Below are 22859 nucleotides of genomic sequence, written 5' to 3'. Positions count from 1 at the left end.
TCGTGCCACGCCAGACCACGACGGGCCGTTGGGGAAGACGTTCCTTGTCGAGGCTGGAGGTGTTGGTAAGTGCGCGCATCGAGTCAGTTCGCTGACGCGACGGCGGGTGTGGTCTACATCCACTCATCGCCCGCCGCGTTGTGCCCTCACGTGGAATGGGCGCTGTCCACCGCGCTGTCGTCCCCCGCGAAATTGCGCTGGAACACCCAACCGGCCGACGGACAACTCCGCGCCAGCAGCGACTGGGTCGGCCCCGTCGGCACCGCGGCCCGGATAGCCCAATCATTGCGCACCTGGCCTGTACTCCGTTTCGAAGTCACCGAGGACCCCAGCGAAGGCGTCGACGGCGAACGCTACAGCTTCGTGCCCGCCCTCGGCCTCTGGCACGGATCCACCGGCGCCAACGGTGACGTGATGCTGGGCGAGATGCGATTACGCGCCTTACTCCAAGCCGCCAAAGAACTGGACGTCCACGGAACCTTCGACCTCTCCACCGAACTCGACCGAGCGCTGGGCGCACCCTGGGACGAGGATCTCGAGGCGTTCCGTCAAGGGACCGACAACGTCGGCGCAGAAGTCACCTGGCTGCGACGGGATGTGGGCTGAACCCTGAACCGTGTGCCGCGGCGTTCATCGTGACCGGCCGGTCGAGGTCAGTCGGCGAGGTCCATGCGGAGGAACTCGGTGATGCGGAGGAGTTTCGGTGGGCGGGGGATTTCCGGGGGAAGTGCCTGGAACGCTTCGTCTCTGCCGACGACGCGGGGTGCGGTGAGGGCTACTTCCCGGCCGTCCTTGCGGAGTTGCGCGGTGCCGGCGGCCAGGATGTTCTGCACCCAGTCCGAGGCTGATCCGTAGACGAGGACGAACAAGTAGCCGCCGTCGACGGGGTGGGCGTCGAGTGGGGTGCGGTAGGTCTTTCCCGAGGAGCGGCCGGTGTGGGTGAGGACCGGCCATTTTCCGCCTGCGACAGCGCGGGGGTTGAAGACGCGCTTGTTGATGTGGCCCCACCAAATCGGAATAGGCATGAGGTGCTCCCTTGTTCGGGTCGGTGTGACTTACACCTGTAAGGCTGACTTACACCTGTAAGGTTGTCAACACTTCGTCACCGAGGAGGTCCCATGCCTGTACGGCAACCGCTCAGCCGCGATCGTGTGCTGGAGGCCGCGATCCGGGTCGCCGACCGTGGGGGAGTGGAGGCCATCACGATGCGGCGGGTGGCGCAGGAGTTGGGCGTGGAGGCGATGTCGCTCTACAACCACGTGCCGAACAAGGACGCGATGCTCGACGGGGTCGTCGACGCGGTGTTCGCGGCGATCGAGTTGCCGAAGGCGGACAGTGCGCAGTGGCGGGAGGCGATCCGCGACAGGGCCTGTTCGGCGCGTTCGGTACTGGCGCGACACAGCTGGGCGCTCGGGCTGATGGATTCCCGCCGGAATCCCGGATCGGCGACGCTGCGGCATCACGACGCTGTTCTCGGAGTTCTTCGCGAGGCCGGGTTCTCGCTGCCGATGGCCGCGCACGCGGTCTCGCTGATCGACAGCTACGTCGGCGGGTTCGTCCTGCAGGAGGCGAACCTGCCCGTGTCTGTGCCTGCCGACGTCGAGGAAGTCGCGGGCGGCATCCTCGCGAACCTTCCGGCAGGCGAGTTGCCGTATCTCACCGAGATGATCGTCGACCACGCACTGCGACCGGGGTACGACTACTCGAGCGAGTTCGGGTTCGGTCTGGATCTGATCCTGGATGGGCTCGAAGCGCGCCGAGCTTCGCGCTGAGGCGCCAGCCCCCGATTGCTGGGGCACCGCCGTCCTTGTTTCGAAATCCTCTGTGGTGCAGCATCAAACGTGTGATGAACAGACGAATTTCTGGAGCCATCCTCGCCGCGTCAGCCGCGGCGGTCGCCTTCGGTCCCGGCGCGCCCGCAAGCGCGGCGACCCCGTTCGTAGCGCCCGAGATCAGCTTCGCCGGTACCGCGGCGGGCACCGTCACCGCCACCCTGCGCAACCCGAACGACCGGGGCCAGTGCTGGGCCGAAGCGGGCGTCGGTCCCGAGAACAACCACGTGTTCTTCGGTGACAGCGCCCCGGAATCGCTGGCCGACCCCGGCAAGACGGTCGTGACCTCGCTCGACGGTCTCGAGCCCGGCAGCACGATCACCGCCCGCGGTGGCTGCGTCAACGGCGCCGAGTTCGCGTTCTCCGAGTTGGTCACGGTCACCGTACCGGCCGCGACGCCCTCGACCGGAAGTTTCGGCTTCTAGGTTCGCTGACAGCCGCGGCCGGTGTGCCGCGGCTGTCCTCACTCGCCTGTGCGTCGCGGCGGGAGGGCGACACGGTCGAGATCGTGGGCGAGGACGGCGCCGGGGAAGTCGGCCTGCTCGATGAACAGGTGGTCCTCGCTTTCGGTGTAGCGCTCCGAGAAATGCGTCAGAACAAGGGTTTTCACACCGCAGGAACGCGCGACCTCGCCCGCCTGACGCGCCGTGAGATGGCCGCGTTCGTGCGCCTGATCCGTCTCCGAGTCGAGGAAGGTGGACTCGATGATCAGCATGTCGACGCCATCGGCGAGCTCGAAGACGTTGTCGCACAGGCGCGTATCCATGACGAACGCGACCTTCTGGCCCGGCCTCGGCGCCGAGCATTCCTCCAGCAGCGGTCCGGACAGCTCGCGGATCGCGGCGCCGGAAATGCCGTGCTCACGCAACTTCTCGGGCAGAAACGTTCGGCTGTCCGGTTCGGCGAGGCGATAGCCGTACGTGGGGATGCTGTGGGCGAGGGAAAGCGCGGTGAGGGTGAAACCGTTGCCCTGCAGGGTTTCGCCGGGGCCGCTCACCGGGTGCTCGATCAGCGTGGGAGAGCCGTAGTAGCTTGTCGCGTACCGCAGTCGTTCCCAGTACTCGGCGTTCTCGCCGGGGTAGACGGCATGCACGCCGTGGGGCACCCCGTCGCGTCCGAGCCGCTGCACGATGCCTGGAACACCCAGCGAGTGGTCACCGTGAAAATGGGTGATACACAACCAATTCAGTTCGGTCGCGGAGGCGCCCGCGTGCGCCATCTGACGTTGCGTGCCTTCGCCGGGATCGAACAGCACACCCTGCCCGTCCCAGCGCAGCAGGTAGCCGTTGTGGTTGCGACGGCGGGTGGGCACAGCCCCGGCTGTGCCGAGGACGACGAGTTCTCGTGTCGACATCGACCCATCCTGGCGGGTCGCCGTGTCGGTGTCACGTCGATTCGAATGACGGACGCGACGACCGGGTGCGCGGAGGAAGGTGATGGTGAGATGGACCGAGTGCGTGCCGCCCGCCGAGGCCCGTACCGATGACACAGCTTCCGGAGGACGACGATGGATCTGTTCGACTACGACGCCGAACTACGTCTGCACACTGCTCACTTCTTCGCGGCCGCGCGCGTCGGAGCCGGTGATCGCGTGCTCGACATCGGTTGCGGCACAGGACAGACCACGCGCGAGGCGGCTCGCGCGGCCGTCGACGGGAGTGCGGTGGGGGTCGACATCTCGGAGGTGATGCTCGAACAGGCCCGTCGCATCAGCGCCGACGAAGGGCCGTCGAATGTCAGTTTCGAGCTGGCCGATGCGCAGGAGAACACCTTTCCGCCCCTGTACTTCGACCTCTGTATCAGCAGGTTCGGGGTGATGTTCTTCGCCGATCCGGTCGCCGCGTTCACCAACATCGCACGCGCATTGCGTCCGGGCGGTCGTCTCGCGTGGCTGGTCTGGCAAAGCCACGACCGCAACGAATGGGCGACGGTGTTCAGCGACGTCCTCGCCGCGTCGATCGCCACGCCCGGCCGCGGACCCTTCTCGCTGGCCGACCGGACCGCGACCGAATCCATGCTGACGACAGCGGGTTTCACCGACATCGACTTCACCGAGATCGACGACCCCGTCTACTACGGTCCCGACAGCGCGGCCGCCTACGACAACCTCATCCGCCTGACAGGTTTCACAGCCTTCCTCACCGCGCTCGAGCCCACGAAAGCCGACCGAGCCCGCACACGGTTGCGCGAGATCCTGGCCGACCATGAGACAGAAACCGGTGTGTATTTCGACTCACGCTCGTGGCTCATCACCGCTCGTCGTCCTTGAGGGGGCCTTCGGGGATCTTTGCTCGCAGGTCCGCGGCGGCTGCAGCGGCGACGGACGAACCGCAGCCCGAGGAAGGAGCCGGACAGCACGAAATTCGAACGATGCCGAGGGGCGTGTCGATTGCCGACGAGTTTCGGGACGGGTGAATCCTTTCGGGGAGCCGGTGCCTCTTATGTGTGTCGCGACGGACGTCGGGACAGGACACGGAGGTTTGTTGTGGTCATCGGTATCGGTGTTGTCGTCGGTCTGGTGTTGCTCTGCACGTGCATGGTGGTCGTGAAGCGCAAACGAGCTGGGCGTGGGTGAGTCGCGGTGGCCCGATGAGCGATTGATCGTCGCCGCGCAGGGTGGTGACGTGGATTCGATCGCGGCGCTGGTGGCGGGTTCGCATCCACATATCCAGCGCTTCGCCCATTCCCTGTGTGCCACACCGGAAGACGCTGAGGATGCGGCGCAGGAGGCGCTGATCATCCTGTATCGCAAGATCGGGATGTTGCGGGCCTCGGGTGCGCTGGCGTCGTGGATGTTCCGGATCGTTCGCAACGAGTGCCTGCGTCGGGCGCGGGCGGGTCTGCCGGGACGAGTCCTCGTGCAGGACACCATCGCGGCTGCTTCGGCCGAGGACGAAGTACTGCGACGTCTGGAAGCGGGCAGGGTGGCGGCCGCGGTCGCCGATCTGCCCGCCGACCAACGCAGCGTGCTGATCATGCGCGACATCCAGGGCTACAGCGGGCGGATGGTCGCCGATGCGCTCGGGCTCAGTACGGCGGCGATGAAGTCACGGCTGCACCGGGCCCGGGCGACAGTTCAACACGCGCTACAGGCCACGCCTGATGAGGCTGCCGGAGGAAATGATGAGCGATGATTTCGCGAGTAAGTCCATGGTCGAGCACCTGGTGCGCGGCGGGGTGGGGTTCGGCGCGCTGATCGGGTCGGTGGCGTTGATCCCGGTGGTCGGGCCGATCAGCTTGTTGCTGCTGCCCGTGGGTTTGATCGCACTGCGCGGGTGTCCGACGTGCTGGGCGATCGGACTGATGCAGACCCTCTCGCGGGGTCGGCTCCAGCGCTCCTGCGACGGCGGCCAGTGCACGCTGACCGTCAGCGACACCCACCGAGTCGCTTCCTAGGAGCTGACGGCTTCGAGCGGTCGCCGATCCGGCCGACCGCTCGAAGCAGCTCACACCGCGCCGAGCAGGGGCAGGCACGGTGCGAGTCCATCGATCTCGACGGTTGTTCGCTGCAGGCTCTCCCATTTCGCGCGCGAGAGACGAACTCGGCGCTGGACGGTGGCCTTCCCGCGCACAGTGAGGCGCCGGATCCCGTCCGGCTCGTAGCCGAGCTTCTCGGAGACTCGCAACGATGGCGAGTTGTCGGCGAAGGCGCCGGACGTTGCGTCGGTGGCTTCGAGCCCTGCGAAGGCCAGGTGGAGGACCGCTGCGCGCATTTCGGTGCCGATGCCTCGCCCTTGATGTCGAAGACCGATCCAGGAGCCGGTGTCGACCTCACGCAACGTCGCGTAGTCGCGGGCGGCGATCGCCTGCTGTCCGACGATCCGGCCGTGCTCGAAGACCGCGAGGTTCAGCGTCCAGTTGCCGGGGGACCAGTTGCCGAGTCGGAGCCAGTGGTATTGGACCACCGAGCGTGCTCGGTCGCGGGGAGGAAGGTCGGTCCACGGGACGGCGAACGGCATGCGGTCAGGGGCGTGGACGCCGTCGGCCGCGAGCTCGGCCAGCTCGGCGAGCTCGGCATCCGAGGGCAAGCGCAGTTCCAGGCGGGGTGTGGACAGTCGCAGTCCGAACAGCGGCCAGTGATCGGTGAGCATGAGTCATTCTGCGGGGCGGACCCGACCCTTCTCACCTCATTTTCAATGGCAGTGAATCCCCAGCGCCGCAATTGAACCGAGGGTGCGAACCCGCTGTCCGGACCGAGCGCGGCTTCCGCGTGATCTCCGGGTGTGGTCCAGGGTTGTTCCGGATGTGTGGACGGTGGGGGATTCCTAGGGTTGGATGATGCGCAGATTCTCGATCGTTGCCACGATGGCGGTTGTCGTCTCCTTGGTGGGGTGTGCGAGTCCGGCGGACGGTCCCGAGGTCTCGCCCTCCGAGAACCGCGCGGAATCCTCCGGCCGGGTGCAGCGGGTGCGCGACGACATCGACGCGGCAGTGGCCTCGGGGGTGTCGGGGGTGATCGCGACACTCACCGAGAACGGCAAGACCACCACGTTGGCCGCCGGTGTCGGCGATCAGGCCACCGGGGTGCCGATTCCGGTCGAGCCGCCGCAGCGGGTTCGGGTCGGCAGCGTGTCGAAATCCTTTGTCGCGGCGATCGTGCTGCAACTCGTGGCCGAGGGGCGAATACAACTCGACGAGCCGATCGATACCTATCTGCCCGGCTCGATCGTCGGTGACGGCGTCGACGGACGGGCCATCACGGTGCGTCAGATCCTGCAGCACCGCAGCGGGTTACCGGAGTTCGCCGACGCACCGGAGATCGACGAATACCGCGCCGCTCTCGACCATCGGACGTTCACACCCGCCGAACAGCTCGCCATCGCCTTGCGGCGGCCGGCGAAGTTCGCACCGGGTGCCCGCTTCACCTATACGAACACGAACTATCTGGTTGCCGCGATGCTCGTCGAGCGCGTCACCGGACGCCCCTATGCGGATGCCTTGCAGGACAGGATCATTCGCCCGCTGGGTTTGACCGGCACGTACCTGCCCGCTACCGGCGAGCACGATATCCGCGGTCCGCACCCGCACGGCTACGCGCCGATCGACGGCACCCGCACCGATGTGACCCGGATCGAGCCCTCGGTGCCGTGGGCGGCAGGCGCCCTGGTCTCCACCGGCGAGGACCTGAACCGATACTTCCTCGACCTGGTGGCGGGAAAGGTGGTGGCGGAACCGGAACTGCAGCAGATGCTCGCCACCTTGCCGACCGGCGTGGACAGCATGCCCGAATACGGTCTCGGCGTGATGTCGGCCGAACTGTCCTGCGGCACCCGCTATATCGGGCACACCGGCGGAATCACCGGGTACGCCACCTTCGCGGGCGCCACCACCGACGGGCGGGCCGCCACGATCGTCTGGACCGAGCCGCCCAGCGAACAGCCGGACCTGATGGCGATCCTGACCCGCGCCCTGTGCCCCTGACTCGGCTATCCCCCGAACAGCAGATACAGCCCGGTGAACGTGAAGCCGACCATGGTCAGCATCAATGCCAGCTGGCCGGTCAGCCGGTGACGCGGTGGGAGAAGAACTAGGCAGCGATCGTGCGCGGCGGCGACGCCGAGGATGTGGCCGATCAGGACAGCGAGCACTTTGCAGGTGGCGAGCACGCTCGGATGACTCGACAGCACGTAGGCGACGTCTCGATCGGCCAGGCCCGCGATGTTCCATCCACGGTCGAGTGGGTCCGCGAACAGCAGTACTGTCGCCTGCCCCTTCTCGAGGAGGAACGTGAGGTAGTGGGCGATCAGATAGCCCGCCACGATCGGGGTGAGGCTGAGTGCCAGCCGCCGCGGCAGCAGCGCTCGATCGGCGGGGGAGAGGCCGCCGGTGGCGCGCGCGGCGACGGAGAACAACCCGCCCACCGCCCCGATGAAGACCAGCAGTCCGGCCGTGCGCACCAGTGTCGCGTCGACGACCGGAGCCAGATCGTCGACCAGTTCGCGCCACCGCGGAAAAGCGGAGAAGCTGTCGAAGGCGGTGGATCCGAGCAGCGTCGCCGCGACCGCGACAGATCCGGCGAGTCCGGGAGTCCCCGCGAGATTGTTCAGCGGCATCCGCAACACCGGCTGCCCGGCGTGGTCGCGGCCGTAGGCGCTCAGGTGCGCCAGCAGCGTGCTGTACACCTCGAGCGGATCGGCCCGCTCTGCCCAGACGGTGCCGAACAGCGTGAGACCGATCGTGGTCACGACCAGATAGCCGAGCAGCCAGGTGAGCACCGAGCTCACCGACCCCGGTGCGCGCCAAGCCAATTCCAGCCACACGAAGGAGAACAGGCCCGCAGCGGCCGGGAGGTAGCCCCACTCCTCGCGATAGCGGAGAAGTCCCTGCTCCGGCGGGCGCCGCAGCAGGAGGCAGCCGAATCGATGGATCGCCCGGACCGGCGAAGCGACCTTCCAGACCGGTCCGATCAGCAGGGACGCCACCATCACCCCGACCCAGACGCCGATGTACAGCACTCCCGGCACCGGATTCAGGGCCGGATCCGAGGAGCCGAACACCGCGATGACGAGCACGCAGCCGGTGACCACCACGCTCGCCACGGCGATGACCGTCCGCGTCGCGCGGGCGTCGATCATCCGGCGAACCGGCATGGGCAGTGGGAATCCCGGTGAGTCGGGGTCGAGCCGGGGTCGACGCCAGGCGAGGAACAGCAGGGCGAACGAGAAGGTGAGCGCCCACGCCGCGCCGATCAACGCGTAGGTGAGCGGAATCGGCAGGTCAGCGGCGCCGTTGAGGCCGTGGGCGAGGGAGTTCACTGCCGGACCAGCAGCGTCGTCACCGTCCGTCCGAGGTGGTGCAGCTCGATCTCCACCCGGCCCGGCACCGTCACGGTGAAGTCGAACCGCTGGCCCGACGCCGCGGCGACGGGAAAGGTGTGCGCGGGGGCCGAGTGGACATGCAGTTCGTCGGTGGCGTCACTGTCGACCCGCAGCACGATGCGTTGCCCGGCCGTGGTTTCGGTGCGCGTATTGGCCGGGGACACCGCGCCGTTCGCGATCCGGATGTCGATGATGCGGGCCGTGCTCGCGGGCTCGCCGGCCGGCTCGGACTCCGCACCCGATGAGCAGCCCACCAGCAGCGAACCCGCGGCGACCGTGACAAAGCCGTACCGGAGCCGACGAGGGGTCACGGATTCTCCTCGGTGCGGTCGATCGGCACGGATTGTGCTCGTGCGTCCTCGTTTTCGCGCTTCTCCGCGCGCCGGTCACGCATCGCGATGAACAGCACCAGGCCGACCAGTGCCACCGCGGGCAGGAAGGCCGGGATCGCCAGCAGGAGGGAGTGGTCGGCGAGGATGTCGACGTGCTCCTGGCCGATCATGGTCCGACCGTCGCCCGCTGGTCCGGTGTGCTGCCCGCCGCCAGATACCGGTCGTTGACGCGGGCCGCACCCCACGCCATCGCCGCGATCAAGGCCAGGCTGCACGCCAGCACCACCAGGCCCGCCAGCCCGATCAGCCAGGACGGATGATCGAAGGACCGCTCGCGTTGCAGGACCGAGATCTCCTCGACGAACGGCCGCGTGAAGCTCGCGGGCGCGGGCACCTCCGCGGCGCCGATGCCGCGATCGAGCGGCATGAAGATCGGGAGCGCGGATTGCATGCGCCCGTCCTGCAGTCGCAGCAGTGTCTTCCAGGTGCCGTGCACGGGTACGGGCCGGGTGGAGACGAAGCGGTCGTCGGCGACGCGACGCAGCTTGTCCACGACTAGGCCGTGGCCGGGGCTGTCGTCGCCGGTACCGCCCTGCCAGGCCAGGATCTCCACCCACTCCGGATCGGAACCGATCAGATCGCCGGGGGAGAGCCGGATGTCGGCGGTGACCATCCGCCCACCCTGCTCGGGATCGGCGTCGGTCAGCGCGACTGTCGCCGACGCGTTCTCCGGTACCCGGATGATCAGCCCGTTCGCGGTCGCCGCTGCCGCGATCACCACCGCGGCGACCACGAGTCCACGCCGCACCGCACGTCTGGGCAGTGCCTCGCCGCGCAAGACGGTGCCGAGCATCGCGCCGATCACACCGCCCGCCACACCGACCGGCACCGCCATCGCGAGCAGTTCCAGCCACATCCCGCCGACCCAGGGATTGACGAACATCCGCTCGATCCACAGCGATTCGAGCCAGATGCCCACCGTCGCCACACCGAGCCCGGTGAGCGCACCCCACCAGAGCGGTCGGCGAATCAGCGGAACAAGGGCGAGCAGTTCGACCACGATCGCGGCACCGAGGTAGAGCGGGAACACATTGCGTGGCGCCTCGAATCCGGTGCCGACGAGGACCGCCACGATGGACCGCACGCAGAAGGCGAAGGCCACGAGCAGCAGTGTGCTGAGTGGGCCGAGCGTCAACCGCGCCGAGATCAGCGCGATCGTGGCGGCGAAGACGATCAACATCGGTTGCAGCACCAGCCGGAACTGTTCGACGCCGAAGTCGAACTCCACCTGGAACACCGACAGCCCGATCACCAGGCCGCCGAAAGCGAAGGCCTGGATCGCCCACAGCATCCGCCCGTCGGTCCGTTCGGGGTCGGGCCGGTTGTAGCGGCCTTCGAGTTCGAGCAGGAGCACCCCGATCAGCGACAGACCGGCGCCGCCGATGAGCATGAGGTGGGTGGGTCCCCAGAGCGTGACGTCCTGGCCGAACAGCCGGTGCCAGATGTCGTCGAGCGGGAAACCGATCAGCGCGTACAGGCCGGCACCGGCGATCAAGATGCCGCCCACAGGGGCGTACCAGTCGCGGGTGATCTTCACCGCGGCCCTGCCCGGCTTCTCGTCGAGCGGCAGGATGATCGCGAGCATGCCCGCCATGAAGAGGAAGAACAGGCCGACGAGGATGAAATAGTGCGCCGGGTTGGCCAGCGGCCCGTCGTCGCGGCCCTTGCCGACATGCAGGCTCACGTCCCAGATGAAGCCGAGAAACGCGGTCAGGATGGTCGCGAGGAACATCGCGATCGGCAGCGCCACCCAGCCGGGACGGTTCATGAGGCGGCCGCTGAAGTCGGCCAGCCGTTGCAGCCAGGTGATGCGTCGCGTCCGATGTAGGTAGGCCACCCACAGCAGCACCGCGCCGACCACCGCGGCAGCTCCGGTCATCAGCGCCACCTGATCGAGGGCAGCGCCACCACCCTCGGTGCCCGGGGCGGCCAGGATCGTCGACGGATCGCTCAACACTGTGGCCACGGCAGTCCTCCGATATGTCGAAGCGCCCGGTCTGCGGGGTAACGAACAGTATCCCGAATTCCGCGCTACACCGATACCCCGCGCGCGGGTCGCGGTCGAGCGCTCAGCCGCGCCAGGTGTCTACCCGGCCGGACGCAGCTGCTCCCGGTACTGCTCGCCCCAGGTCTCCATCAGCTCGATGATCGGGACGAGACCGCGGCCGAACTCGGTCAGCTCGTACTCGACCCGGGGTGGGACCTCCGGATACACGGTGCGGGTGAGCACGCCGTCGCGCTCGAGTTCGCGCAGCTGCGCGGTCAGCATTCGCTGGGTCACGTGCGTCATGGCGCGGCGCATCTCGGTGAACCGGGCCGTACCCTCGCTCAGCTGGAAGACGATCATGCCCTTCCATTTGCCGCCGATCACATCGAGGGTGACCTCGACCGGGCAGTCGAAATCGAGATCCTGCTTACGTTTGGCCATACACATCCTCGTCTCACCGGCAAAGGTATGAAAAAGGGTACTGGGTAACAGAAATGTGCGTTCTTACGCGGATATTCCCCGTCGGGCAGGCTCGATCCAGCAAGCAGATTCGGTCCCGACAGGAGTTTCAGAGATGGCCCAGCTACTTCAGCTCGATGCCAGCCCGCGCCGATCGCGCTCCCACACCCGCACGCTGGTCGGGGAGTTCGTCGCGCGCTGGAGCGAGGGCAGGCCCGGTGACACGGTGATCCGCCGCGACCTCGGCCATGAACCGCCTCCGCACCTCACCGAGGAGTGGATCGCCGCCGCTTTCACCCCACCGGGGGCGCGCACCCCGCAGATGCGCGACACCCTCGCCTACAGCGACCAGCTGGTGGACGAGCTGTTCGCCTCCGACGTGCTGGTACTCGGAGTCCCCATGTACAACTTCGGGGTACCGGCCATGCTGAAGGCCTACATCGACCAGATCGTCCGGGTCGGGCGCACCTTCTCCTTCGATCCCGAGGCCGCGGCTCCGTACACACCACTCACCTCCGGAAAGCGCGCCTTCGTCATCGTCGGCACCGGCGACGCCGGCTACGAGACGGGCGGTCCGCTGGCGAGCATGAACCACGTGGAGCCGTACCTGCGCACGGCTCTGGGTTTCATCGGCATCGACGAGGTCGAGTTCGTGTACACCGGCAACGACGAATTCGGCGGGGAGCGCCTCCAACGGTCCCTCGAACGCGCCCGCGACCGGGTAGCCGACCTGACTCTCGAGCGTGAAGTTGTCGATCTGGCGGGCTGAGCAGCGGCTATCACGCCGAAACCCCGGACATGGCCCGGGGTTTCGGTAACCGACCTGAGTGATTCAGGGTCAGCGAGTGGCGATGATCGCCGAACCATGGCCGAAGAGACCTTGATTCACCGCGATGCCCGCGCGGGCGTTGTCCACCTGGCGGCCGTCGGCCTGGCCGCGCAACTGCCAGGTGAGCTCGCAGACCTGGGAGATGGCCTGTGCGGGGATGGCCTCGCCGAAGCAGGCGAGTCCGCCGCTGGGGTTCACCGGTACCCGTCCGCCCAATGTCGTTGCGCCACTGCGCAGCAGAGCCTCCGCTGCACCCGTCTCGCAGAGCCCGATGTCCTCGTACCAGTCCAGTTCCAGCGCGGTGGAGAGGTCGTAGACTTCCGCGAAGGACAGGTCGGCGGGACCGATTCCGGCCTCCTCGTAGGCGGCGTGCGCGATGGCGGACCGGAAGGTGCGTGACGGGGGCTCGACGGCCACGGCGGAATCCGTCGAGAAATCCGGCAGATCGAGCACGGTCTTCGGGAACGTCGGCGTCACCGTCGACAGCGCGGAGATGCGCACCGGATCGGCGATGCCGTGGCGGCGTGCGTAGTCCATCGACGTCAGCACCAGCGCGGCCCCGCCGTCGCTGGTCGCGCAGATGTCGAGCAGCCGCAACGGATCCGACACGATCGCCGAAGCGGAGATCTCCTCGACCGAGACTTCCTTGCGGTAGCGGGCATTCGGGTTGTTCAGGCCGTGCCGGGAGTTCTTCACCTTCACCGCGGCGAAGTCGTCGAGAGTGGCGCCGTGCAACGCCATGCGGCGGCGGGCGTAGAGCGCGAAATAGATCGGGTTGGTGGCGCCGAGCAGATGGAAGCGCAACCAATCGGGGTCGTCGCGGCGCTCGCCACCGACCGGCTGGAAGAAGCCCTTCGGCGTGGTATCCGCGCCGACCACCAGCGCCACCTCGCACAGCCCGGCCAGGATCTGGGCGCGCGCGTTGGCGATGGCCTGCGCACCGGAGGCGCAGGCGGCGTAGCTGCTCGAGATCTGCGCACCCGACCAGCCGAGCGCCTGCGCGAAAGTCGCGCCCGAGACGAAGCCGGGATAGCCGTTGCGGATGGTGTCGGCGCCGGCGATGTAGCCGACATCGCGGTGGTTCAGCCCGGCATCGGCCAGCGCCGCACGCGCGGCCACCAGACCGTATTCGACGAAGTTGCGCCCCCACTTGCCCCACGGGTGCATGCCCGCGCCGAGGACGGCGATGTCGCGATCATTCGTATCAGTCATTGACCGGCCTCCACATCCACACCGTGTGTTCTGCGTCCTCGTCCTCGTACAGCGTCCCGACGGTCAATTCGACCGGCATGCCGACGGCCAGATCATCGACGGTGAGACCGCGCACGACCTGCCCGAGAATCACCATCTGCTCGACCTCGAGCTCCACGGCCGCGACGACATAGGGCACGAAGGGATCGGCCGAGACGTAGGGCGCGGGCGGCTTGTACCGGGCGTCGGCGTACGACCAGATCCGGCCGCGCGTGGAGAACAGGTACTCGACGAGCTCGGAGCCGTCGTGGGTACCTGTGCACTGGGGGTTGCGGCAGGCGAGTGTGTTCTTCGGGAAGTACGGCGTGCCGCAGTCGTTGCAGCGAGTTCCTTTGAGGCGTACCTGGCCGTCGTCCGCAGTGAACCAGTCAGCCACGGCGGGGCGTTGTTCTTTCTGCACGTGGCCGACGGTATAGGAACACGTTCTACTTTGGGGCGGAATTCCGTTCCAGCGCTGCTCGGGCGCGGGTACGGTGAGCGGATCGAGGATGCGATGACATCGATCTGGAGTACCGCGCGATGGGCACCAAAGCTATTGACCCGCAGTCGATCCGCAACGTCACGATCATCGGCGATGCCGACGAGACGGCGCGAGTGGTTCATCGCCTGCGCCGATGTTTCGGCGACACCGAGAACACGGTCCACTGGTCGATGGACGGTATCGAGCACACGATTCGCGTCACCGAGCTGTCGAGCGACGCGCTCATCGCCGACTTGGAGCGATCCATTCGCGTCGCCGACGGGGTCATCGTGGTCGTGAACGCCGCCGCGCACGCCACCCCGCGACTCGAAACCATGTTGCGCGTCGCCGACGATCATCAGGTCGCCCGCCTGTGCTTGGTCGGCGGCCTCGATCAACCCACCGCCGACTTCGACCGCTGTGTCCGCACGATCGCCGACGCTCGCGGGGCGGTGCCGTTGGCCCTCCAGGTCCCCGTCGGCGCCGGTGTCGGCTTCGACGTCATCGACCTGGTCTCGCTACCGGCCCTCGAACATGCGGCAACCGAAACCCTGGGAAGCCGAAGGCAACTCGCTGAGCGGTGGTATCGCGTACTCAGGGCGACCCTGACCGAACACCACGCGGACTCGCTCACCGTTGGAGACCTGCACACCCGCATCCGGCGCCGCACCCGCAACGGCGACATCGTGCCCATTCTGTGCGCCACACCCCTCGCACGCGACGACATCGCCCCCCTCCTGGACGCCGTCGTCCGCTACCTGCCATCGCCCCTGTACGTCTGTCAGCCGGAGCATGCCCTCGACTACTGACCGCCGCGTTCGGGCCTGATCGGGACTCGCTCGGCGGTGGTGTGCCCAATCGTGTCGTCCAGCCGACGAAGTGCATAATCGAACGTATGTGCGACTCGATTCGGCTCTACCTGCGCAATGGACGCTGGACGGAACCTGCGCCGCGCTTCTGCCCCAACGGCCACCGGCTCGGAGCAGGCCGGTCGCTCGTCAGCGTGTTGCCCTGTGTCCGGATCGGCGGACACCACCGAACGCACACCTGCCTGGCCTGCGCCACGACCATCTACTGCCCGCCGATCCACAACGACTGCGAGCACTAGGTCCGCACCGGCCGAAATCCCCCGCCGCCGAAGCCTGACAAGGCCGTGTCCCATCATCACTCGACGAGAAGGCCCCTTGCCGCTACGCGGTGATCTCGCCGATCTACAGAGGGATGACAATGGGCCCGCAGGAGTTGGCGCCGACGGCACATCCGATCGCGGTGAGCACGGACTGCACCAGGGAGGAAGAGCCGGTGCCCGACGAGTCGCTCCCCGAACCCAGCGGGGCTTCCGCAGCGGCGGGCCCGGCGGCGGTGACCAGTCCGGCGGTGATGGCGAGGGCCGCGGCGCCGGTGCGCAAGGCCCGACTGGTGAGAGTCATGCCGGAATCGTACGGTCGATCAACAGATTCCAACCGCCCCCGAATCCTGGGGCAGCAGTGGTGCAAGGGCGATTGCCTTCCACCTGCAACGTGAAATGTGGGCGCAGAGGGGATCGAACCCCCGACCGCTGGTGTGTAAAACCAGTGCTCTACCGCTGAGCTATACGCCCTGGCACCGCCGGGGAGTACCGGCGGTGTCGGGTTATGAATCTAGCGCGGCGAGGGCTTTCTCCCAAGCCGCCTGGTCACGGGCTTGTCCGGGGCCGTTCATCTCCGCGAAAGTGATGTAGCCGGACTTGTCGACGACGAAGGTTCCGCGGTTGGGGTAGCCGGATTTCTCGTTGAAGACGTCGTAGGACTGGGTGACGGCGCCGTGCGGCCAGAAGTCCGACAGCAGGGGGAACAGGTAGCCCTGTTCCGCGGCCCAGATCTTGTGGGTGGGTGGCGGTCCGACGGAGATCGCGATGATCTCGGCGTCGTCGTTCTGGAATTTGGGCAGCTCGTCGCGGACCTTGCACAGCTCGCCTTGGCAGATGCCGGTGAAGGCGAGCGGATAGAACACCAGCAGCACGTTCTTCTTGCCGCGGAAATCCGACAGGGTGACGGGCTGGTTGTTCTGGTCCTTGAGCGTGAAATCCGGCGCGAGAGTGCCAACCTCTAGCGGCATACTACGAATCCTCCGTCGTGTCGGGTCCCAGCCGGGCATGCGAGCCCAACTGAGACCCTAGCGAACGGCGGATTCAGCGCTGTTTGGACGGTGCCTTCGGCTGAACGAGGCGTGAGCCCGTCCAACTGCCGAGGCTGATGGTGGATGTCTGGGTCAGGCCGGCCGTGGGTGCGGCTTCGGCGATCTCGCTCGGATCGACATGGCCTTGTTGACCGGTTTTGGGGGTGAGGACCCAGATGAAGCCTTCATCGGCCAGCGGGCTGATGGCATCCATCAGCTCGTCGGCCAGATCGCCGTCACCTTCTCGCCACCACAGCAGGACGGCGTCAACGACCTCATCGGAGTCTTCGTCGACCATTTCGCCGCCGCTGACCTCCTCGATCTCGGCGCGCAATGCGTCGTCGGTGTCCTCGTCCCAGCCCAATTCCTGAACAACCAAGCCGTGAGAAATGCCAAGCTTCTGAGCGTAGTTCTGCGCGTCCGCCGCGGCGACCACGGTGGTGTCCTCCCTAAACTTCCGACAGTAAGATAGGTGCAAGCGAACATGGTTATCGGCCGCAGCGCAAGCTGATCGGATGAATTGGGACCGTATGCCGCGTGTCGGGAGGGCGAAATCGGCCGTCTCAACAGGCGTCGTGGACGGCGGTGCGTGCCTGGTTGATGGTGCGGCTGGCCTCGTTGAGCTTGCCGACAGGTGAGTTGTAGGTCATCTTTCTGGTCTGCACGGCCAGCTCGCGTGCCGCGACGACATACGCGGTGAATTTGTCGGCCAGTTCGGTCGGCAACGCGCCCGCCGCGGCGACGACGCCGGACTCCACTTTGGTCGCCGCGTTGTCGAGGGTGGTGGCCGCGGACTCGCGCTTGGCGGCGTAGTCGGGAGCGTTGGTGTCGTGGGCGGAGACGAAGTCGTTGTACGCGGTGACGCCGGCGCCGGTGGTGGTGGCGAACTGGCCGCAGTTGTCGGTGATCGCGCGCTCTCGCGCGGCCGCGGCGCGCGAGGACGCGGCGGCCGAGGACGACGCCGCGGCGGTGGTCTTGTAGGCGGCCACTTCGGCCGCGTCGGTCGTCGGTGTGCCGGGGATCTGCTCGGCACAACCCGCCACCACCGAACCCGCGGTCACGGCGACAAAGGCACAGATCAGCCCCAGTCGGCGCGCGTGCAGCTCCCTCATCGTCCGGCGTTCCCTCTCACTCACGTGCGTGACTCGTATTTCCCCGCAGAACCTACCTAATGGTATTCGCGCCGAGGTGATGACCTCGGCAGCCGTTTCGGTAAGGATGGGGGGTGCACCCGAACCTTTCGCAACGGGTGGTCCGCACACCAAGCGGGCAGGCCCGGGGATAGCGACGCCGACCAAGCAGTTCAGCCCCCATCACGAGGAGCAGATTTGACCGACCTGATCCACTCTGCAGCTTCCAACGATCCAGTAGCGACCTCCACCGGGGGCGGTGAATCCACCACCAAACCCACCGGTGAACGGGTACGGGTCATCCGCGAAGGAGTGGCGTCGTATCTACCGGATATCGACCCCGAAGAGACCAGTGAATGGCTGGAATCCTTCGACGACATGCTCGACCGGGAAGGTCCGGGTCGCGCCCGCTACCTGATGTTGCGCCTGCTCGAGCGAGCGGGCGAACGCCGTGTCTCGATTCCGGCGCTCACCTCCACCGATTACGTCAACACCATTCCCACCGAGAACGAACCGTGGTTCCCCGGTGACGAGGAAGTCGAGCGCCGCTTCCGCGCCTGGATCCGGTGGAACGCCGCGATCATGGTGCATCGCGCGCAGCGCCCCGGAATCGGTGTCGGCGGCCATATTTCGACCTACGCGTCCTCGGCGGCGCTCTACGAGGTGGGCTTCAACCACTTCTTCCGCGGCAAGGATCACCCCGGCGGCGGCGACCACGTCTACATCCAGGGCCACGCCTCGCCGGGCATCTACGCGCGCGGTTTCCTCGAGGGCCGCCTCAGCACGGACCGGCTCGACGGATTCCGTCAGGAATACAGCCACGGCGGCCTGGGCAAGGGCCTGCCGTCCTACCCGCATCCGCGGCTGATGCCGGACTTCTGGGAGTTCCCGACGGTCTCGATGGGCCTGGGCCCGATGAACGCGATCTACCAGGCCAGGTTCAACCACTACCTCACCGATCGCGGCATCAAGGACACCTCCGACCAGCACGTGTGGGCGTTCCTCGGCGACGGCGAGATGGACGAGCCCGAGTCGCGCGGCCTGATCCAGGTGGCCGCCAACGAGGCGCTCGACAACCTGACCTTCGTGATCAACTGCAACCTGCAGCGGCTCGACGGCCCGGTGCGCGGCAACGGCAAGATCATCCAGGAACTGGAGTCGTTCTTCCGTGGCGCGGGCTGGAACGTGATCAAGGTGGTCTGGGGTCGCGAGTGGGACGCGCTGCTCGGCGCCGACCGCGACGGCGCACTCGTGAACCTGATGAACTCCACCCCCGACGGTGACTACCAGACCTACAAGGCCAATGACGGCGCGTACGTGCGCGACCACTTCTTCGGCCGCGACCCGCGCACCAAAGCGCTGGTGCAGAACATGTCCGACAGCGAGATCTGGAATCTCAAGCGCGGCGGACACGACTACCGCAAGGTCTACGCGGCGTATTCGGCGGCGATGGCGCACAAGGGCCAGCCGACGGTGATCCTGGCCAAGACGATCAAGGGCTACACCCTCGGCAAGCACTTCGAGGGCCGCAACGCCACCCACCAGATGAAGAAGCTGGCGCTGCAGGACCTCAAGGACTTCCGCGATCTGCAGCGCATCCCGATCAGCGACGCCGAGCTGGAGAAGGACCCGTACCTGCCGCCGTACTACCACCCCGGCATGGACGATCCGGCCATCGAGTACATGCTGGCCCGGCGCACGTCGCTCGGCGGTTTCGTGCCGGAGCGTCGCTCGCCCGCCAAGGCGCTGAAGCTGCCGGGCGACGAGGCCTACCGCTCGGTGCGCAAGGGTTCGGGCAAGCAGAAGGTCGCCACGACGATGGCGCTGGTGCGCCTGGTCAAGGAACTGTTGCGCGACAAGGAGATCGGCAAGCGCATCGTGCCGATCATCCCGGACGAGGCCCGCACCTTCGGCATGGACTCGTGGTTCCCGACGCTGAAGATCTACAACCGCAACGGCCAGCTCTACACCTCGGTCGACGCGGAACTGATGCTCGCCTACAAGGAGAGCGCGGTCGGCCAGATCCTGCACGAGGGCATCAACGAAGCCGGTTCCACCGCCTCGTTCACCGCGGTCGCCACTTCCTACGCCACCCACGGCGAGCCGATGATCCCGCTCTACATCTTCTATTCGATGTTCGGATTCCAGCGCACCGGCGACAGCTTCTGGGCCGCGGCCGACCAGCTCGCGCGCGGATTCGTCCTCGGCGCCACCGCGGGCCGCACCACCCTCACCGGTGAGGGTCTGCAGCACAACGACGGGCAGTCGCTGCTGCTGGCATCGTCGAATCCCGCCGTGGTGACCTACGATCCGGCGTTCTCGTTCGAGATCGCGCACATCGTGCGCGACGGTCTGCGCCGGATGTACGGCGGCGGCGAGGCCCCGGCCAGTCAGCTACCCGGCACCGAGGTGCCCGCGGTCGGCACGTTCGGCGGGGAGAACATCTTCTACTACATCACCTTGTACAACGAGCCCTATCAGCAGCCGGCCGAGCCCGACGACCTCGACGTCGCGGGTCTGCTCAAAGGCCTGTATCTGTACCAGGGCGGCGGTGAGAGCGAGGTTCGCGCCCAGATCCTCGTCTCCGGCGTGACCGTGCCCGACGGGTTGCGCGCGCAGGAGATCCTGGCGCAGGAGTGGGGTGTGGCCGCGGACGTGTGGTCGGTGACCTCGTTCGGCGAGCTGCGCCGGGAGGCGCTCGACAAGGAGATCGCGGCGCTCAAGCACCCCGATGCGGATTCGGGCTCGCCGTATGTCACCCAGGCGCTCTCGGCCGCGCGGGGACCGGTGGTCGCCGCGACGGATTGGATGCGCGCGGTGCCCGATCAGATCCGGCAGTGGGTGCCCGGCGACTACATCACCCTCGGCACCGACGGGTTCGGCTTCTCCGACACCCGCACGGCCGCGCGCCGGGTGTTCAACGTCGACGCGCAGTCGATCGTGGTCGCCGTGCTCGAGGGTCTCGTCCGGGACGGCACGTTCGACAAGGCCAAGGCGGTGGAAGCGGCCGCGAAATACGGCATCGACAGCGTGGCCGCCGCGCCGAAGCCGAGTGCGGACGCGGCAGAGGAACTCGCGTAGCGGACTATTGGACTGTGGAGCGCAAACCGCCGCGGCCCCGTCGGATCACCGAGGGCACCAGCGAACACGAGGTCTATCTGCCGACGGGGGCTCTGTCCCCGAATCGGCAGACCCGTGATCCGCTGCCCGACACGCTGCTCAAGCGGGTCAAGCAGTTCTCGGGCCGGCTGTCCACCGAGGCGGTGGGGTCGATGCAGGATCGGCTGCCGTTCTTCGCCGATCTGGACGCCGCGCAGCGAGCGGGCGTGCAGATGCTGGTGCAGACGGCGGTCGTGAACTTCCTGGAGTGGTTGCAGGATCCCGATTCCGATATCCGCTTCAGCCTGGACGCGTTCCAGGTGATTCCACAGGATCTGGCGCGGCGGCTCACGCTGCGCCAGACCGTGGACATGGTGCGGGTGGCCATGGACTTCTTCGAGCAGTGGCTGCCCGCGCTGGCGCGCAACGATCGGCAGCTGGTGGCGCTCACCGAGGCGGTGCTGCGGTACGGGCGTGAGCTCGGCTTCGCGGCCGCCTCGGTGTACGCCAGCGCCGCCGAGTCGCGTGGTGCGTGGGATACCCGCCTGGAGGCCCTGGTGGTCGACGCGGTGGTCCGCGGCGACACGGGTCCCGACATGCTTTCCCGGGCCGCCACGTTGAACTGGGACGCCACGGCGCCCGCCACGGTGCTGGTCGGCACACCGCCGCTGGACCAGGGCGTGTCGACGGTCGGCGCGGTGCACACCATCGCGACCAAACACGGCAGGGCCGCGCTGGCGGTGGTGCAGGGTGCGCGGCTGGTGATGGTGGTCAGCGGGCACCTGGGGGAGTCGGGCATGGGCTCGCCGTTCCTCACCGATCTGCTGGCCGAGGTGTTCTCCGACGGCCCGGTGGTGATCGGTCCGACGATGCGTACCCTCGGGGCGGCGCACGCGTCGGCGATCGAGGCGCTGGCGGGAATGGAGGCCGTGGTGGGCTGGCGCGCGGCGCCAAGGCCCGTTCACGCCACGGAGTTGTTGCCCGAGCGCGCGTTGCTGGGCGATAGAGCTGCGATAGAGGCGTTGAACGAGTATCTTGTGCTCCCGTTGGCTGCTGCCGGATCTTCGTTATCCGACACACTCGACGCCTACCTGGATTGTGGCGGAGCAGTAGAAACTTGCGCTCGGCAGCTGTACGTCCATCCAAATACCGTTCGGTACCGACTCAAACGAATCGGCGAGGTCACCGGCCGCGATCCGATGAATCCCCGGGACGCCTATGTGCTCCGAATCGCAGCAACAGTGGGCCGTTTGACACGAACGCATAACGAATCGTCTCCTTCTGTCACAGAAACCCCGTCTGCCCCATTGGCTCACGACCCCCTGTAACGGGATCGGGGAATCGGTCGATCCCGACACCCCACCTCGGATTTTGTGGGACCCCTACAAAAGCGATCGGAAAGCTTCATTCGCGCCGACATCTCATGCGGCGGGGGTCACAGTGTTGTCTTAGGGGGTGATCGCGTTGCTCACCCCTGGACAGGGGTCCCAGACACCCGGCATGCTCACGCCGTGGCTCGCACTTCCCGGTGCGACTGATCGCCTCGAGCTCTGGTCGAAGGCCGCAGGCCTCGATCTGGTCCGTCTCGGTACCACCGCGACGGCCGAGGAGATCGTCGACACCGCGGTGACGCAGCCGCTCGTGGTCGCCGCCGCCCTCCTCGCGTTCGCCGAAATCGCCCCCGGGTCGATTCCGGCGGATACAGTCGTCGCCGGACACTCGGTCGGCGAATTCGCCGCAGCCGCTGTCGCCGGTGTCATCACCGCCGACGAGGCAGTCGCCCTCGCCGCCATCCGCGGCCGGGAGATGGCCAAGGCCTGTGCGCTGGAGCCGACCGGCATGTCCGCAGTGCTCGGTGGCGATGAGGCCACCGTGCTCGCACGGCTCGCCGAACTCGATCTCGTCCCGGCCAACCGCAACGCGGTAGGCCAGATCGTCGCAGCGGGCCGCCTGGAAGCTCTGGCGGAGCTCGCCGCGAACCCGCCGGAGAAGGCACGGGTCCGCGCGTTGCCCGTCGCCGGTGCGTTCCACACCGTCTTCATGGCCCCGGCACAAGAAGCTGTCGCCGATGCCATCGCCCAGATCTCGCCGAGCGACCCGATCCGGACGCTGCTGTCGAACTTCGACGGACGACCGGTCACCTCGGGCGCCGACGCGATCGAAAAACTTGCCGCTCAGGTCACTCGCCCGGTGCGCTGGGACCTGTGCAACGAGACCATTCGCGCCGCGGCCGTCTCGGCCGTGGTCGAGTTGCCGCCGGCGGGCACGCTGGTCGGCATCGCCAAACGGGAACTGAAGGGCACGCCCAATCTGGCCCTGAAGACCCCAGAAGACCTCCCCGCGTTGGCCGAACTGACCACCTCGGGCTAGCTTTCCCCCGGCGGTTGTGCACAGCGAAGTGCAGGCCGTTCACGAACCCTACAAATAGCAACAAGAAGGGAGCCA

The 22859-nt window shown here is 67.2% G+C and carries 27 protein-coding genes and 1 tRNA gene; 13 read left to right on the top strand and 15 right to left on the bottom strand.

What is annotated here, in order from left to right; all coding sequences use genetic code 11:
- Window positions 1–69: 69 nt before the first annotated feature.
- On the top strand, window positions 70–606 hold the full coding sequence (locus ACFVVI_RS35075; protein WP_378996331.1) for a DUF3145 domain-containing protein: 537 nt from the start codon (window positions 70–72) through the stop codon (window positions 604–606).
- A gap of 47 nt (window positions 607–653) precedes the next feature.
- On the opposite strand, the gene ACFVVI_RS35070 is transcribed toward ACFVVI_RS35075, so the two are convergent.
- The gene (locus ACFVVI_RS35070) at window positions 654–1025 is read right to left on the bottom strand and encodes a nitroreductase family deazaflavin-dependent oxidoreductase (protein WP_387449221.1); all 372 of its coding nucleotides are present in this window, start codon (window positions 1023–1025) and stop codon (window positions 654–656) included.
- Between the two features lie 93 nt (window positions 1026–1118).
- On the opposite strand from ACFVVI_RS35070, the gene ACFVVI_RS35065 reads away from it, so the two are divergent.
- Both ACFVVI_RS35065 and ACFVVI_RS35060 read left to right on the top strand, forming a co-directional pair.
- Entirely contained in the window at window positions 1119–1772 is a 654-nt protein-coding gene (locus ACFVVI_RS35065) for a TetR/AcrR family transcriptional regulator (RefSeq protein ID WP_387449218.1), read from the top strand.
- 74 nt (window positions 1773–1846) lie between these two features.
- Window positions 1847–2257: a hypothetical protein gene (locus ACFVVI_RS35060; RefSeq protein WP_387449215.1), complete on the top strand. Its 411-nt coding sequence runs from the start codon at window positions 1847–1849 to the stop codon at window positions 2255–2257.
- A 38-nt stretch (window positions 2258–2295) separates the two neighbouring features.
- Here the strand turns inward: ACFVVI_RS35060 and ACFVVI_RS35055 are convergent, their stop codons facing one another.
- Complete coding sequence (locus ACFVVI_RS35055; protein ID WP_387449212.1) at window positions 2296–3186, bottom strand: ribonuclease Z; 891 nt, start codon at window positions 3184–3186, stop codon at window positions 2296–2298.
- A gap of 153 nt (window positions 3187–3339) precedes the next feature.
- Here ACFVVI_RS35055 and ACFVVI_RS35050 point away from each other — a divergent pair, with 153 nt between their 5' ends.
- From ACFVVI_RS35050 to ACFVVI_RS35040, 3 genes are all read left to right on the top strand, one after another.
- Window positions 3340–4101 carry a class I SAM-dependent methyltransferase gene (locus ACFVVI_RS35050; protein ID WP_387449210.1) on the top strand — a complete coding sequence of 254 codons (762 nt, stop codon included), beginning with the start codon at window positions 3340–3342 and terminating at the stop codon, window positions 4099–4101.
- A 298-nt stretch (window positions 4102–4399) separates the two neighbouring features.
- Window positions 4400–4966, top strand: a complete 567-nt coding sequence (locus ACFVVI_RS35045; RefSeq protein WP_387449207.1) for an RNA polymerase sigma factor — start codon at window positions 4400–4402, stop codon at window positions 4964–4966.
- Entirely contained in the window at window positions 4956–5228 is a 273-nt protein-coding gene (locus ACFVVI_RS35040; RefSeq protein WP_378996315.1) for a hypothetical protein, read from the top strand. Before ACFVVI_RS35045 ends, ACFVVI_RS35040 begins: the two co-directional genes overlap by 11 nt.
- A gap of 50 nt (window positions 5229–5278) precedes the next feature.
- Here the strand turns inward: ACFVVI_RS35040 and ACFVVI_RS35035 are convergent, their stop codons facing one another.
- Complete coding sequence (locus tag ACFVVI_RS35035; protein WP_387449204.1) at window positions 5279–5923, bottom strand: GNAT family N-acetyltransferase; 645 nt, start codon at window positions 5921–5923, stop codon at window positions 5279–5281.
- Between the two features lie 187 nt (window positions 5924–6110).
- On the opposite strand from ACFVVI_RS35035, the gene ACFVVI_RS35030 reads away from it, so the two are divergent.
- Window positions 6111–7253 carry a serine hydrolase domain-containing protein gene (locus ACFVVI_RS35030; protein ID WP_387449201.1) on the top strand — a complete coding sequence of 381 codons (1143 nt, stop codon included), beginning with the start codon at window positions 6111–6113 and terminating at the stop codon, window positions 7251–7253.
- A gap of 5 nt (window positions 7254–7258) precedes the next feature.
- On the opposite strand, the gene ACFVVI_RS35025 is transcribed toward ACFVVI_RS35030, so the two are convergent.
- The 5 genes from ACFVVI_RS35025 to ACFVVI_RS35005 all read right to left on the bottom strand — a co-directional run bounded on the left by ACFVVI_RS35025 (window position 7259) and on the right by ACFVVI_RS35005 (window position 11470).
- Window positions 7259–8587, bottom strand: a complete 1329-nt coding sequence (locus ACFVVI_RS35025; protein ID WP_387449198.1) for a hypothetical protein — start codon at window positions 8585–8587, stop codon at window positions 7259–7261.
- Window positions 8584–8961: a hypothetical protein gene (locus tag ACFVVI_RS35020; protein ID WP_387449196.1), complete on the bottom strand. Its 378-nt coding sequence runs from the start codon at window positions 8959–8961 to the stop codon at window positions 8584–8586. Before ACFVVI_RS35020 ends, ACFVVI_RS35025 begins: the two co-directional genes overlap by 4 nt.
- Entirely contained in the window at window positions 8958–9152 is a 195-nt protein-coding gene (locus ACFVVI_RS35015; RefSeq protein WP_387449193.1) for a hypothetical protein, read from the bottom strand. Before ACFVVI_RS35015 ends, ACFVVI_RS35020 begins: the two co-directional genes overlap by 4 nt.
- Window positions 9149–10921 (bottom strand): hypothetical protein, encoded by a 1773-nt coding sequence (locus tag ACFVVI_RS35010; protein WP_387449253.1) that lies wholly within the window; start codon window positions 10919–10921, stop codon window positions 9149–9151. Before ACFVVI_RS35010 ends, ACFVVI_RS35015 begins: the two co-directional genes overlap by 4 nt.
- A 207-nt stretch (window positions 10922–11128) precedes the next feature.
- Entirely contained in the window at window positions 11129–11470 is a 342-nt protein-coding gene (locus ACFVVI_RS35005) for a winged helix-turn-helix transcriptional regulator (protein WP_378996302.1), read from the bottom strand.
- A 133-nt stretch (window positions 11471–11603) separates the two neighbouring features.
- On the opposite strand from ACFVVI_RS35005, the gene ACFVVI_RS35000 reads away from it, so the two are divergent.
- Window positions 11604–12257 carry an FMN-dependent NADH-azoreductase gene (locus tag ACFVVI_RS35000; protein ID WP_387449188.1) on the top strand — a complete coding sequence of 218 codons (654 nt, stop codon included), beginning with the start codon at window positions 11604–11606 and terminating at the stop codon, window positions 12255–12257.
- Between the two features lie 69 nt (window positions 12258–12326).
- Here ACFVVI_RS35000 and ACFVVI_RS34995 read toward each other — a convergent pair whose 3' ends face one another.
- Together ACFVVI_RS34995 and ACFVVI_RS34990 are read right to left on the bottom strand one after the other, a co-directional pair.
- Window positions 12327–13529, bottom strand: coding sequence for a lipid-transfer protein (locus ACFVVI_RS34995; protein WP_387449185.1), 1203 nt, complete (start codon window positions 13527–13529; stop codon window positions 12327–12329).
- The gene (locus ACFVVI_RS34990) at window positions 13522–13968 is read right to left on the bottom strand and encodes a Zn-ribbon domain-containing OB-fold protein (RefSeq protein ID WP_378996296.1); all 447 of its coding nucleotides are present in this window, start codon (window positions 13966–13968) and stop codon (window positions 13522–13524) included. The genes ACFVVI_RS34995 and ACFVVI_RS34990 overlap by 8 nt, the downstream gene beginning before the upstream one ends.
- A 119-nt stretch (window positions 13969–14087) precedes the next feature.
- On the opposite strand from ACFVVI_RS34990, the gene ACFVVI_RS34985 reads away from it, so the two are divergent.
- Window positions 14088–14837: a GTP-binding protein gene (locus tag ACFVVI_RS34985; RefSeq protein ID WP_387449182.1), complete on the top strand. Its 750-nt coding sequence runs from the start codon at window positions 14088–14090 to the stop codon at window positions 14835–14837.
- 86 nt (window positions 14838–14923) lie between these two features.
- On the top strand, window positions 14924–15136 hold the full coding sequence (locus ACFVVI_RS34980; RefSeq protein WP_378996292.1) for a hypothetical protein: 213 nt from the start codon (window positions 14924–14926) through the stop codon (window positions 15134–15136).
- Between the two features lie 103 nt (window positions 15137–15239).
- Here ACFVVI_RS34980 and ACFVVI_RS34975 read toward each other — a convergent pair whose 3' ends face one another.
- The 5 genes from ACFVVI_RS34975 to ACFVVI_RS34955 all read right to left on the bottom strand — a co-directional run bounded on the left by ACFVVI_RS34975 (window position 15240) and on the right by ACFVVI_RS34955 (window position 17297).
- A complete protein-coding gene (locus ACFVVI_RS34975) occupies window positions 15240–15458 on the bottom strand; it encodes a hypothetical protein (RefSeq protein WP_378996290.1) in 219 nt (72 codons plus the stop codon).
- Between the two features lie 98 nt (window positions 15459–15556).
- A tRNA-Val gene (locus ACFVVI_RS34970) sits at window positions 15557–15628 on the bottom strand.
- A gap of 32 nt (window positions 15629–15660) precedes the next feature.
- The gene (locus ACFVVI_RS34965; protein ID WP_067456651.1) at window positions 15661–16125 is read right to left on the bottom strand and encodes a peroxiredoxin; all 465 of its coding nucleotides are present in this window, start codon (window positions 16123–16125) and stop codon (window positions 15661–15663) included.
- A 73-nt stretch (window positions 16126–16198) separates the two neighbouring features.
- The gene (locus ACFVVI_RS34960) at window positions 16199–16621 is read right to left on the bottom strand and encodes a DUF3052 domain-containing protein (RefSeq protein WP_101469203.1); all 423 of its coding nucleotides are present in this window, start codon (window positions 16619–16621) and stop codon (window positions 16199–16201) included.
- Window positions 16622–16748: 127 nt separating this feature from the next.
- The gene (locus ACFVVI_RS34955) at window positions 16749–17297 is read right to left on the bottom strand and encodes a hypothetical protein (RefSeq protein ID WP_378996285.1); all 549 of its coding nucleotides are present in this window, start codon (window positions 17295–17297) and stop codon (window positions 16749–16751) included.
- Between the two features lie 216 nt (window positions 17298–17513).
- On the opposite strand from ACFVVI_RS34955, the gene aceE reads away from it, so the two are divergent.
- From aceE to ACFVVI_RS34940, 3 genes are all read left to right on the top strand, one after another.
- A complete protein-coding gene (gene aceE, locus ACFVVI_RS34950) occupies window positions 17514–20396 on the top strand; it encodes a pyruvate dehydrogenase (acetyl-transferring), homodimeric type (protein WP_378996283.1) in 2883 nt (960 codons plus the stop codon).
- Window positions 20397–20440: 44 nt separating this feature from the next.
- On the top strand, window positions 20441–21742 hold the full coding sequence (locus ACFVVI_RS34945) for a PucR family transcriptional regulator (RefSeq protein ID WP_378996361.1): 1302 nt from the start codon (window positions 20441–20443) through the stop codon (window positions 21740–21742).
- Between the two features lie 127 nt (window positions 21743–21869).
- Entirely contained in the window at window positions 21870–22784 is a 915-nt protein-coding gene (locus tag ACFVVI_RS34940; protein ID WP_387449178.1) for an ACP S-malonyltransferase, read from the top strand.
- Window positions 22785–22859 lie beyond the last annotated feature (75 nt).

Origin of the sequence: Nocardia sp. NPDC058114 (assembly GCF_042884695.1) — a bacterium.
Taxonomy (GTDB): Bacteria; Actinomycetota; Actinomycetes; order Mycobacteriales; family Mycobacteriaceae; genus Nocardia.
Note: the sequence above shows the minus strand (reverse complement) of the source record. Positions and strands in the feature narration are given on the sequence as shown.